General features: G+C 64.9%; 15 protein-coding genes. 1 reads left to right on the top strand and 14 read right to left on the bottom strand.

From position 1 onward, the window contains the following. Window positions 1-26 precede the first annotated feature (26 nt). From DFQ15_RS00760 to DFQ15_RS00705, 12 genes are all read right to left on the bottom strand, one after another. Window positions 27-785, bottom strand: a complete 759-nt coding sequence (locus tag DFQ15_RS00760) for a phage tail tube protein (protein ID WP_146228612.1) — start codon at window positions 783-785, stop codon at window positions 27-29. 75 nt (window positions 786-860) lie between these two features. Next, window positions 861-1,307 carry a hypothetical protein gene (locus DFQ15_RS00755; protein ID WP_146228611.1) on the bottom strand — a complete coding sequence of 149 codons (447 nt, stop codon included), beginning with the start codon at window positions 1,305-1,307 and terminating at the stop codon, window positions 861-863. Beyond that, entirely contained in the window at window positions 1,304-1,606 is a 303-nt protein-coding gene (locus tag DFQ15_RS00750; RefSeq protein WP_110464125.1) for a hypothetical protein, read from the bottom strand. Before DFQ15_RS00750 ends, DFQ15_RS00755 begins: the two co-directional genes overlap by 4 nt. Window positions 1,607-1,608: 2 nt before the next feature. Then, window positions 1,609-1,902 carry a DUF7210 family protein gene (locus tag DFQ15_RS17495; protein ID WP_199399787.1) on the bottom strand — a complete coding sequence of 98 codons (294 nt, stop codon included), beginning with the start codon at window positions 1,900-1,902 and terminating at the stop codon, window positions 1,609-1,611. Window position 1,903: 1 nt separating this feature from the next. After that, the gene (locus DFQ15_RS00740; RefSeq protein WP_110464124.1) at window positions 1,904-2,842 is read right to left on the bottom strand and encodes a major capsid protein; all 939 of its coding nucleotides are present in this window, start codon (window positions 2,840-2,842) and stop codon (window positions 1,904-1,906) included. A gap of 53 nt (window positions 2,843-2,895) precedes the next feature. Then, window positions 2,896-3,267: a capsid cement protein gene (locus DFQ15_RS00735; RefSeq protein WP_110464123.1), complete on the bottom strand. Its 372-nt coding sequence runs from the start codon at window positions 3,265-3,267 to the stop codon at window positions 2,896-2,898. A gap of 35 nt (window positions 3,268-3,302) precedes the next feature. Further along, window positions 3,303-4,583: a S49 family peptidase gene (locus DFQ15_RS00730; protein WP_233504202.1), complete on the bottom strand. Its 1,281-nt coding sequence runs from the start codon at window positions 4,581-4,583 to the stop codon at window positions 3,303-3,305. An 80-nt stretch (window positions 4,584-4,663) separates the two neighbouring features. Next, complete coding sequence (locus DFQ15_RS00725; RefSeq protein ID WP_110464121.1) at window positions 4,664-5,104, bottom strand: hypothetical protein; 441 nt, start codon at window positions 5,102-5,104, stop codon at window positions 4,664-4,666. Further along, the gene (locus tag DFQ15_RS00720) at window positions 5,101-6,714 is read right to left on the bottom strand and encodes a phage portal protein (protein ID WP_233504201.1); all 1,614 of its coding nucleotides are present in this window, start codon (window positions 6,712-6,714) and stop codon (window positions 5,101-5,103) included. Before DFQ15_RS00720 ends, DFQ15_RS00725 begins: the two co-directional genes overlap by 4 nt. A gap of 11 nt (window positions 6,715-6,725) precedes the next feature. Next, window positions 6,726-6,959, bottom strand: coding sequence for a DUF6148 family protein (locus tag DFQ15_RS00715; RefSeq protein ID WP_110464119.1), 234 nt, complete (start codon window positions 6,957-6,959; stop codon window positions 6,726-6,728). Beyond that, window positions 6,956-7,642 carry a hypothetical protein gene (locus tag DFQ15_RS00710; protein ID WP_110464118.1) on the bottom strand — a complete coding sequence of 229 codons (687 nt, stop codon included), beginning with the start codon at window positions 7,640-7,642 and terminating at the stop codon, window positions 6,956-6,958. The genes DFQ15_RS00715 and DFQ15_RS00710 overlap by 4 nt, the downstream gene beginning before the upstream one ends. A gap of 243 nt (window positions 7,643-7,885) precedes the next feature. Continuing rightward, the gene (locus DFQ15_RS00705) at window positions 7,886-8,206 is read right to left on the bottom strand and encodes a hypothetical protein (RefSeq protein WP_146228610.1); all 321 of its coding nucleotides are present in this window, start codon (window positions 8,204-8,206) and stop codon (window positions 7,886-7,888) included. 287 nt (window positions 8,207-8,493) lie between these two features. On the opposite strand from DFQ15_RS00705, the gene DFQ15_RS16890 reads away from it, so the two are divergent. Then, window positions 8,494-8,970 (top strand): hypothetical protein, encoded by a 477-nt coding sequence (locus DFQ15_RS16890; RefSeq protein WP_146228609.1) that lies wholly within the window; start codon window positions 8,494-8,496, stop codon window positions 8,968-8,970. A gap of 20 nt (window positions 8,971-8,990) precedes the next feature. Here the strand turns inward: DFQ15_RS16890 and DFQ15_RS00700 are convergent, their stop codons facing one another. Then, window positions 8,991-9,488, bottom strand: a complete 498-nt coding sequence (locus tag DFQ15_RS00700; protein ID WP_110464116.1) for a hypothetical protein — start codon at window positions 9,486-9,488, stop codon at window positions 8,991-8,993. Continuing rightward, entirely contained in the window at window positions 9,485-11,605 is a 2,121-nt protein-coding gene (locus DFQ15_RS00695) for a phage terminase large subunit family protein (protein ID WP_146228608.1), read from the bottom strand. Before DFQ15_RS00695 ends, DFQ15_RS00700 begins: the two co-directional genes overlap by 4 nt. Window positions 11,606-11,650: the final 45 nt, after the last annotated feature.

Here is an 11,650-nt window from a genome sequence, read left to right as displayed (position 1 = left end):
GGGCGGTACGGACGTCCGTACTGCGGTCAGAAGGTGCGGACTTCGTAGCCTTCGGTCTTGCCGGCAGGCGTCACCACCTTGCCGCTGAGCGTGATGTTCGTGAAGTCGGCCGCCAGGAAGTCGAAGCCGTTGTTAGAGCCCAGCACGGCCTCCCACACATCCGCTTCCAGCGCCGAGCCGTCCACCATGTTCTTGCCGTCGAAGCGCGCTTGGCAGCGCACCTGGGGGTTACGGCCGCCCAGGATTCGGGCGCCATCGACCGCGATGGCGGTGTAGCTGACCTTGAGCGCCTCTGCTTCGACGATGGCGCCGGCAGCCAGCGCGCGCACTTCGCCGCGTGCCCAGTTGATTTCGTAATCCAAGCCCTGCTTATAGGTGGTGGTGCCTGCATCGTTCTTGACTGCAAAGCCAACGGCCGACAGGTTTCGGTTAGCCAGCTTCACCGGCACGCCCAGCTTGGCGACCAATGCTTCATCAGCCACCGTTTCCGCAGGCTGGTTGATTTGCTGCACGATGCCCTGAAACTGCATGGCCAGCGCTTCCTTGTTGGCGGCGGCCAGTTCGATGGTGATCTCGGTCGGCTTGGGCAGCACCACCGATGCGCGGGCCTGGCCGTAGTCGATGTGCGAACGCGAGGTGCTGGTTTTTTCTTCGTAATCGGGCTTGATCTCGAACTTGTCGGCGTCGAGCTGTTGGCCGAAGCCCAGGAACTTCTGCTGCGCAGGGTCCCAGAGGTTGAGCGATACCAGGCCAGCGGCCAAAATTGCACGGGCGGTAGAAGCCATGATCGAATGCTCCAGAAACAGGAAAGCCCGCACTGCGGCGGGCCATCTCCAGGGGTGATGAAGGAAGCGCGGCCGTCAGAGCGGCCGCTTGTAGCGATAGTCGATAGCCCAGCCACCGACGACGATGGCGCCGTCTATGTCGATGTCATCGACATGGAACTGCACGCCGGTTTCGGCCACTTTCTGCGCGTTGCCCGCAGTCTGCAGCGCCCGTAGCGCGTCGTAGGCGACCAGGTGCAGGTGGTGGTACACCGCATCGGCCTGCGCATCGGCGCCCAGTGCGCGACAGAGCACGCCCAGGGATACGGTGCGCTGGCGCATTTCTGCCACGCCGGCGGCACTTTGCAGGTTGTCGGTCTTTTCCGCCAGGATCAGCACCACGTCGCCCTTGTCCAGGTGCTGTGCCCGGCGCGGGTTGCGCACCAATGGCAGCGTGGACAGAAGCGCGTCGGCACCAATTGCCCCCAGCAACGCAGAGGTGATGGCCCAGCCCGGGCTTTGCGGCAGATCGGCGAGGGTCATGGGCGCACCTGGCTGAGCTGCACCACCAGTTCGCTGCCATCGTTCTGCGCCTCGGGCTCGCCGCGCACCCGGTAGCGCACCGCGCCCAGCAGCAGCTCGTCGCCGTCTACCAGGTCAGGCGAGCCGGCTGGGTAGCGCAGCTCCCGCTGCAGACCGATGGCAAAGCCCTGCACGCCCTCTTTCGACGCCGCGCCGGTGATCCCCACCAGCACATTCCCGGGCGGCGGCAAGCGCAGCACCACGAACGTGTCGGCGTTGTCGGCCGGGTCGAAAAAGACGCTCATGTCCTCGCCGTGCATGGTCAGGGGGCCTTGGGCGGCGTGCCCTTGTCTGCTGCGGCCTGCTGCTCTGCGGCCATGCGCTCGGCTTCGGCCTGATCGGCAGCAGCTTTGTCCGCCGCTGCTTGTTCGGCAGCAGCCTTGTCGGCTGCGGCTTTCTGGGCTGCGACGGCCTTTCGGCCCTCTGCCGCGTCATCCTCTACCGCGCCAGCGGCGAGCAGTGGCGCTGCCTGGCGGGCAGACAGATCCACCAGCTCGCCAGGCAGCACGCGCTTGCCGTCGTGCTTGACGGGCTGGATTGCGACGTACTTGCCCATTTCAGGCCACCGCGCCCTTGAACAGGAAGCCTGCCGATGGGCCGACCAGCACGGGCTGGTAGGCGTCAGACACCGGGTAGTACCAGGTCGAGGTGTTGTTGTCGAAGTAGGATTCTTCGACTTCGGGGCCTTCGTTGAGTTGGTAGGTGTAGCCGTAGCTGGGGGAGCCCATCTCCTGCATGCTGGCCGGCGTGGTGAAAGCCAGCACGGCATCCTTGCCCCACACATCGGCGAACGCGGTGCCGGTGTGGTAAACCGCCTCGCCCTTAACAATGGTCTGGATCTCGAACAACGCCGAGAGTTGGGCCAGGGTGGCCGGCGGGCGGTCGCTGGCGGTGCTCAGGCGGTCGAGCACCTTGGGGTGGGTGCGCAGCGCGGTCAGAGTTTTGGGGCCCAGCGCCAGCACGTTGGCCTCTTCGCCGGTCTGACCGCGGATGACTTCCTTGGCGTCGAGGATGTCGGTGAAGGGGTCGCTCGCAACGTTGCTCCACTGCGAGGTGCCGCTGAGCACTTCTTTGTTGCTGGCGGCGTAGCGGTTGGCGTCCAAGGCGATGGTGGCCGCCATGTTCTCGCGCTCCAGTGCCATCTGGTTCTGTACGCGGCGCACTGCGTTGGCGCCCAGGTCGATGCCCGGCACGGCCGCGGCTTCCTCTTGCAGCTCAGTCGGCACGCCGCCTTCCAGCCGGTGATCGACCAGCGAGAACCGGTCGCTGGCGAAGCCGAACTGCACGCGCTTGGTGTTGGAGCCGGGCGCGCGCGCGGTGACGATCAGCTTGAAGTCGTCGGGGCCGAACGACAGGATGCGACCCGCCCGGGTGCCCACGGGGACTGCCGGGAAAAGCACGTTGGCGACGGACGCCTTCGGGCTGCTGTAGCCGCGCGCGACGGCGGTCAGGATCGGGTCTTGAACCCGGGCCTGGCTGGTGGTTTGTTGAGCCATGAAAGTTGCTCCAAAAATAAGGGATGGGGGAAAGACCTGTTCGCCGACGGCGATCAGCTAGCGGCGGAAACCGCGCCGGTGTTGGGCACCAGCAGGATCTCGATCAGGTCGCCAGCGCCGGCGGCGGCGTCCATCGACCGGCCGACGGGCGCTTTGCCACCCACCGTGAGCGCCACCACGCGGCCGGTGGCGTCCACCTGCAGCGGCGTGTCTGCAGGGATGGCCGCGCCAGCCTCTGCGATGGCAGTGCCCATCACATCGACTGGCACCAGGTCGCCCGCGAATTCGGCGCTGGTGCGGGTGACGCCGAAGGCTGCAGCACCGGCGGCGGGATAGGCGCCCGCCTGGGTAACCAAGCGGTTTGCAGACAGTGCGCCGGCAGCCTTGATCGACAGCGTGAGGATGGAAATGTTTCCGGAAGCCATTGTTTTCTCCTGGAGTTGAGGGATGCTGCTGCCGCTCAGGTGGCGTAGCCGAGGTGCTTGAACGCCGCCACCAGATCGACGCCTTCAGACTTGGCGTAGGCCTGGGCCTCTGCCACCTTCTGGGCCTTGGTCTTGTCGCCAGCGCCTTGCGCGGGTGCGGCGCTGCCCTTGGCGGGCTGCGGCGCATCTTTGGCGTGGGCCTGAGCCGCCGCAACGCGGGTAGCGCCTTCGGCCTTCAGCACGGCCATCGACGCTTCGGGCGCGGTGGTCTTGCCGTCGAAGGCCAGGGCGGCCAGCAGCTTGTCGTGGCCCGGCACGTCAGCGCCGATGGCCATCACGGCCTGGATGCGCTCACGCTCTTGGGTGGCGGCCTTAGCCGAAAACTCAGTTTGAAGCTGGGCGAAGAGTGCGGCGTGTTCCTGCTCGAAAGACGCACGCGTGAGGGAGTCGGACATTGCTGTTCCTTTGATTTCACGGTTGGGAGATTTGTCTTTGGGCGCGACACCGGCACCTTTCGACTGGGGGCCCGCGGGCACAGCAAAAACCGCCTTGCGGCGGCCTGTGTGCTTCGCGGGGTTGGTGGCCAGGTCTTCCACCAATGCGTCGAGGGAGGAAACACCGTCCACCAACCCCGCATTGATGGCCTGCTGGCCGACGAACACCCGGCCATCGGCCATGTGTTCGAGAACTTGCTCCGCGCTGGCGTCGCGGTACTGCGCGACGGCATCGACGAAGACGCTGTAGATGTGATCGATCTGGGCCTGCATGTAGGCCCGGCCTTCTTCCGTCAACGGCTCATTGCCGCTGGCGATGCGCTTGTATTTGCCCGCCGAGATCTCTGTGACCTGCCGGCCGCCGGCACGGGGGTTGAACTCGTGGTTGGCCACGATGCCGATGGAGCCCACCAACACGGTCGGCCCGGTGATGTAGACGGCGTTCGCTGCGGCGCCGATCCAGTAGCCGGCGCTGGCCATGGTGGCGCTGGCCAGCGTGACGACGGGTTTGATGCCCGCGATCTCGCGGATGGTGGCGGCCAGCTCGGGCGTGCCGTGCACGCTGCCGCCGGGGGAGTCGATGGCCAGCACCAGGGCGCGTACGCGCGGATCTGCGCCAGCGCTCTCGATCTGCTGGCGCATCATCTGCATGGACATGCCGCCGCTGATCTCCATGAACAGGTTCATCTTGGGCGCCAGGACGCCGTCGATGCCGAACACGGCGACGCCACCGTCGCGCAGCTTGTACGCCTGCTGCTCATTGGCCAATGGGCGGCCCATGCGCGCCTCGATGGCGGCAATGTCGATCTTTTCGCCGCGCACATGCGTGGTGTAGATGCCCTGGATCTCCAGCAGCTGCTCGGGCGTTATGGCCCACGGGGATTGCAGAAGGGAAAGGAGGCTCATTGCTCTTTGCTTTCAGGAACGCGGGGCAGTTGTGGCGAGCGGCCGCCCACCAGAAATTCGAGAATCGCGATTCGGTTCTCGTGGCGGTTGTCTTGGGAGTACAGGCCGCGCAGCTCGCCGTAAGCCCAGCCGACCAGGCCGAGGGACGCCAGGGCGACGGTGCCGACCAGCTTCCAGGTCCAGCTGTGCACCTTCAGCTCGGCGTTGAGGCGGTCGATGCCCGCGCCATGTTCGTCGCTCATCTGGAACAGGCGGCGCTGCTTTTCGTCGTAGGCGAGCAGTCGCTCTTGCAGCACCGCCACGGTGCCGCTGACCTGGTTCTGCTGGCCGCTGATACCCATGATCAGCCCTTCGACCTTGGCTTGGTTGATTAGCATGGTGTCCACCCGCTCGGCCAGGATCGCCACCTGTTCGGCGGATATGGTCTTGTCGGTCATGCTTGCGCCCCGCTGTCGCCGTTGGCTGGTGCTGTTTCTGTGGGCTGCGCTGCCGCCGCTCCGGCTTTGGGCACGGGCAGCATGTCGGCGGCCTTGAGGCGCCGCTGCTCGGCCTCTTTCTGGTCGAACGTGTCGTTGAAGTCGGTGCCCCACAGTTCCCACTCGGCCCGCTCGCGGGTCATCAGCCGGGCGTCGATGGCGGCGACGTAGGCCGCTACCTCATCCTTGGGGTTGATGGAGCCCATGCTGTCGCCCGGCCAGGCGGCGCGGGTGTAGGCCCAGCGCACCAGCGGGTCGGCAAAGAAGCCGGGCGCCGGCACGCGGCCGATGGCCACCGCCTCGGCGAGCCAGGTCTCGAAAACGGGCTGGCAGAAGCTGAGCGACAGCCAGGTGCGCACGCTGCGGAAGTAGACCCAGGCATCCAGCAGTGCGGCCTTGCTGGCGCTGTAGCTGCTGTTGAACTGCTTGAGCAGCAGCTCATACGGCAGGCCCAGGCCCATGCCCATCTGCTTGATCACCGCCAGGATGAAGGGCTCGAAGTTGGGGTTGGGCCGGCCGGGGTTGACGATGTGCGGTTTCTCGCCCGGGGCAAGGTCCACGATGGCGCCAGGGGCCAGACCAATTTCGTTGCCCAGCGCTCCCTCGCCCTTCTCAGCACCGAAAACTGGCGCGCCGGCGGCATTTGGCGTCTCGATCAACACCGTAAGGTAGGCGGTGACGACCGCAGCCATGATCTCGCCCTCGGTGTAACGGGCAATCTGCTTGAGGCAGTCGATGATGGGTGCCAGGTACGGCACGCCGCGCGGCATTTCGGGGCGCAGCTTGCGATAGTGGTGCAGCATGCGGCGGCGGCCACTACTGCCCACCCGGTCGATCCACTGGCCGGCAAAGCGCGTGCCGCCCTGCCCCGGCAGCCAGCCGCCGGGATGCTGGTCATACAGGAAGTAGCGAGCGGGCGCGCCATGCTGGTCGGTTTCAACACCATCGGCGATGCGCGGGGTGTCGAGCTGCGAGAGCGGGTTGCCCACGCGGTCGGCCTCCAGCACCTGGATGCGCAGGGCATACGGCTGGGTGGGCGTGCGTTCGCCATCGGGCAGCAGCGTGAAGGCATCGCCGCTTTCCAGCACCGCGCGCAGCACCAGCGCTTGCTGCTGGTAGTAGTTGAGGGTCTGGGTGATGTCGGATTCGGTGCTGTCGGCAAACAGGCTGAATTCGCGCTGCACCAGGCCCTTCCACTCCAGCGCCTGCTCGACCGACCAGCCCAGCACTGCGCGGTTGGGCTGCGCGCTGAGCGCCAGGCCGGTGCCCACCACGCGGTCGATGTTGGTGTTGATGGCACCCACGGCAATGGGATTGGTGGCGGCCAGGTCGCGCGACTGGGCGCGCTGCGACGGAAGTTGGCGCAGCGTGTCGGCGCGGGCGCTGCGGGCCAGCGGATTCCACCAGCGGCGCGATGCCGGAGCGCCAAGAGTGCCGGATGCGCCCGGTGCGTTGTCGCCCGACAAGGCCGACAGCGCCGGCATACTGCCCAGCACCTCGATCCGCGCGCGGGCCTTGAGCCTTTCGGCCGCCCAGGCTGGCGCCACCGCACCGATGGCGCGGTCAATCATGTTCTGCTGCATCAGTAGGGCCGGATGTAGTTGATACGGCGCGCCGGCCGGCCCAGCGGGCCCAGCAGCGCGATCTCCGCACGGATGGCGGCAATGGTCTTGGTGACCTCTGCCAGGTCGGCCCGGGTCAGCCGGCGGGCGGTGGCGCCCTGCCCGATCACGTACTCTTGCGCGCGCAGGATCTGCGCCTCTGCGGCCAGGTAGCTGATCAGGCGGGCCTGCAGCTCTTCGCGGGTCATGGTCATGCCGGCTGCCTTTTGAGAACGATTTGGACCGATTCGTAGAACTCGTTCGCAAAGCGCTGGCTGACCGCCTTGGCAGCTACGGCACTGAAATCGAGCCTCTTGCGATACTGTGGAGCGCGGTTCGTGAAAATGAACAGAGGGGCAATGGATCGACCGGTACGCTGCCAGATTCCCTGAGCTCCGCTCCGTCCGGCCTTGCCTACAAAGAGACTGCTTCCAGCTTTGCGGCGGTCCAACTCTTGAACTACCCGGCGCACCGTACGCCCATCGACGTTGCCATTTGCATCGAGCTGGGTGGCGCGGCCAGGCATGACGTACCAGCCGGGCTTCAAGAAACCTGCAATTCGCAGCGCGACCTCAAACCGCTTGAAATTGCGTTGGCCGCCGTCGGTCTCTGGAAGCAGGTAATGCTCTGGCGTCACGCCGGCACCGGCTTGGTTCTTGACCGCTACCGTGGCCTCAAGGTTTTCCTTCGAGGCGCGCACGATGAACATGCTGTTCAACGTATACGCGGTTACCCCCGAGAACGCAGACCGCATCTCACGCTTTATCGCCTCCTGTGCGAGCACAGCGGTGCTGTTCAATGCGCGCGCCGCGGCATAGGGCACTACGCCCTGCGGCACGTCACGGATGAATGCCGCAACTTCCCCCAGACGGGGGCCCGAGCGGGTGATAGTCAGCATGTTTTGGAAGCCCCAATGAAAAACCCCGGCTCCTTTCGGAGGCCGGGGCTGTGCGCTGCAATGCAGCGATTTATGCGGTTTTTCAGGCTGGCGGAGTTTTGAGACCTACCTGAATTAATGCCAATTTTGGGGCAAAGTGTCTCCCCTTGGCGAGACCTATTTTGTCTCCTCTGGAGGTGACAAAAGAGCGGTTGACAAATGCATGTCGTTAGCCGTTATGCGGCGGGCCGCATGAGGCTTCAGCTAGCGCCCGTAGCCATGGTCATCGGGCACGGGCGGAGGCGGCGTTCCGCGTAATCCGAACCTCGTTATATAGGCATCCAGCATCTCCTCAAGGTCGGTCACATCAGCATCCTCCTCGTGATCAGCCGTCACAGCCAAAACCTGGATTCTGTCGATGATGGCCTTGAGAACATTGATCCTGAACTGAGTGGGCGGCATATTGCAGACCGCGGCGAACAGCGCACGCAAATCGTCGATTGAACTGCACAAGCCGATCCAAGGAAATATCTCGCCGGAGTCTTTCTCAACAAGCCCAAGCGCATGTTCTAACCAGTCTGACATTTTCAACCTTTCAAGTTTGTGTGCCTTCAACTCTCAGAGAGAGTGCGGCTCGATAGCGTCGCAGCCCCGTTCTGCGGGTGGCTAGCTGACCCGTAACCTGCGGCCGATGGGGCCGCGGGGCAGGTGCCGATGTTCGCTAGGCGGGCGCTCCGCTAATGCTACTTCGTGGCGAAGCTCTCGCGTCGCAGGGCGTGGCCCGCGCCAGCGTGTTTGGACCAAGCGATGTAGTGGACGTCGGCCTGGGTGTAGCCGTTACGATGCGCGCATTCAACCGATGGAGGAACACCGTGAACATTCGAACCTGGTGGGTGATCTTGTTCCTAGCGCCGTGCCTGACCGCGGGGGCACAAACCATGTACAAATGCGGCAACACCTATAGTCAGAACCCTTGCGACTCCGCAGCGCGCGAATACAAGCTGCCTGGCGCAAAAGCACCACCGGCGACAGCAAGCGCTATAGCCAGTGGTAAGCCACTGTCTCCAGCGGACGAAAGCAAGGTTGAAGCGCTGAAAGCCAGATGCGCCGACGCACTGCGTACCGTGCCAATGTGGAAAGACCGCGACACTATAAAAATGGGTTCGATCAATAGGGGGACAGAGACGAGAAGCGTCGTCTTGTCCAACGGCAGTTTCAGGCAAGTCGTGCCCTACTACACCATGATTAATGCCAAGAACAGCTATGGCGCATACGGCGGGGAAAAAGTTGCAGCGTGCTACTTCGACTTGGACGAAAAATCCCTTGTCGATGTTTATACGGCAAACTGACCAGCGCAACACGTCAACTCTCACCGATGCGGCAGCGCATCCCGCTGCTGCATGTTGTCCGCCTGTATGGCCCGGGCCGCAGCTGCCACCCGCTTGCGAAACTCTTCCAGCACCCGATAGAAGTGGGCGCGCGAGATGCCCAGCGCATCGGCCGCACGCTTGATAGGCTTGACCCGGACCACGTAGTAGGCATCGAACACCATCTTGTCGATGGCGGTAGGCTGGCAGGTATAGGCGATGTGAAAGGCCGACAGCTCTGCACTGCTGATGGCATCGGGGCCACCAGCTTTCATGGGGCGGCTGCTGGCGCCGCTGAGCTGCCCCAGCACAGAGCCCAGCAAGGGCGCGGGGCCGTAGAGGCGGCGGGTGCGGCACCAGCCTACCCAGCGCTCGCACAGCGCATCGAGGTCGCGCTGCTCATCGTCGAGGGCCGGGCCCAGATCATCGTCCAGGGTTCCAGGAGCGGCAGCGGCAAGGCGCAGGGCCTGGGCGTCAAAGTGAGGGTGTTGGGCGATCATTGGATTCCTTTCGACCGCATGCGGCGGTGGGTGGGTGCTGGTGGCGGCAGCGGGGCCGGTGACGCGGGTGGTGGGGGTGGCGGCGCCAAAGGCGCAGGGTGTTGCGGGTTTACGGACGTCTGTAAAGGTGCCGGCGCGGACAACGAGGGCGCGGCCGATCGCGCTGGGCCTAGGCTGTCACCCTGAGCCGCGGCGACCGCTTCGGCGTGCGCCGGTGCTGGCGCCAGCGGCGTGGGTCCAGGCAGCGCGAACAGGTCTGCGGTGCGCGGAATCAGCTTTTCGCGCAGGCGCCGCCAATCCAGGGCCGACCATTTGTGCAGGCCCAGCTGGTACGCGATGGCGAGGTTGTAGACAGACACGTCCCACGCCTCATTGCGGGCACCGTTGGGCTTGACCCATTCGCTGATGGCGCGGCCCTTGGTGTAGCGGGTGCGGCGCTGCTCGACCACCATCTGGTCGCACCACTCGGGCGGCAGCTGGTCATGGTGGTGCATGGCACCCGGGCCGGATTCGAGGTGCATGCGGCCCGCGATGTAGTCCTTGGCCACATCGGTGCCCACCTCCCAGCGCTCTACGCCGCCCGGGGTCTTGGTGCCATTCCAGTCGATATCGACCTTGGAGGGCATGCTGCTGATGATGGGTTTGTTTGGCCGCGTGGCACCCGCCAGCACGGTGCAGTTCATCGCCTTGCGGGCGGCGCCATAGTTGTAGACGTCTTGGGTGTTGGCGCCGCCAGCATCGACGCCGTAGGCGCTGATCATGATGGCGCGACCGCTGGCATGCAGCAGCGGGGTGCGGCGGATCTCATCGAGCCGGTACCAGACGCTGCCAGGCTGCTCTGGCGGCTCTGTGGGGGAGCCCACCAGGGTGATGTAGTCCAGCACCCAACGTTCCATGTCGGGGCCCCAACCCTCAATCTGCAACTCCAGCCGGTTGGGCTGTGTATCGACGGCCATGGTGGCGACCAAGGCAGCATCGGGCAGCACGCGCGGGGCGTAGGACTCTGCCCGGTCGCGCAGCTGCTTGGCGGTGGTAGTGGTTTCGCTGTTGCGGTAGCTCAGGGCCAGGCGGGTGTTGTAGAACGCCTGCATGAGGGTGTGGTCGCCACGCTTGAGGGCTTCTTTGGCCCGTTCGTACTGCCTGGCCAGCGAGAGCCAGCCGACCGCGCCGATGGGCATGTAGAACGCGGACATGGTGACGCTGATGGTCTCGCCATCCCCCCGGGTCTGGGCGTGCCAGTGGGCGGTGCCGCCTTCGGCCTCGTCCAGGAACATGGTGGTTTTGTAGCGTTCCTCGATCTCGCTGCCGCAATCGGGGCAGACAAACCAGGCGCCATCCATAAAACCGGTCTCAGGGTCGCGGCGGTAGCGGAAGTTGTCCAGCTCCAGCGGGTGGTGGTGGCCGCAGTGCGGACACGGCACCAGGTAGATCTCCTGCGTGCCCTGCAGGTACAGCTCATCGATGCGAGAAAAACCCTCGACGGTCGGGCTGCTGACCTCGTAAAACTTGCAATCGCGTTCGTGCTGGGTGGCGCGGGCCTCGGCGATCTCCACGCTGTCACCTTCGTCGAGCGGCGGCAGGCGGTCTACCTCGTCGATGAACAGATATCGGACGGTGATTTCGGCCAAGTTGGCCGCGGCGCCAGCGGTATTGATGTACAGCGTGGCGTCGCCCTTGAAATCCTTCGCCTGGGTGGTGTTGCGTTTGTCACGGCTCTTTTCGGCCGAAACGCACTCGCGCAGCACCTTGACGTTGCGGATGGCCTGGGCGACCCGTGCGCTGAACCGTTTTGCCAGGCCATCGGTCGGCTGCAGTGCCAGGATGTTGGCCGGCGCGCGATGGATGCAGGCACCGATCCAGTTGATCGCGGTCTGCGTTTTGAACATTTGCGACGCCACCTTGGCCACCACGCGCTTACACGGATGGCCCGGGCTGAGAACCTGGGCGATGCGGCGGGCGTAAGGCGTGCGCTCGAAGCGGAACGGGCCCGGGTGCGGCGCCGACTTCGGCAGCACCATGAATTCTTCGGACCATTCATCCACCCGCAGTTCGGGATCAGGCCGAGCTGCGGCTATCGCGGTTTGAATGACAAGGGCGTAGCCATCGAAGACCTTCACTTGCGGTGCCCCCTCTTTACGAACACACTCCCGCTCTTCCGATCG

This window comes from Xylophilus ampelinus, from assembly GCF_003217575.1.
In the GTDB taxonomy this organism is placed as follows: Bacteria; Pseudomonadota; Gammaproteobacteria; order Burkholderiales; family Burkholderiaceae_C; genus Xylophilus; species Xylophilus ampelinus.
Note: the sequence above shows the minus strand (reverse complement) of the source record. Positions and strands in the feature narration are given on the sequence as shown.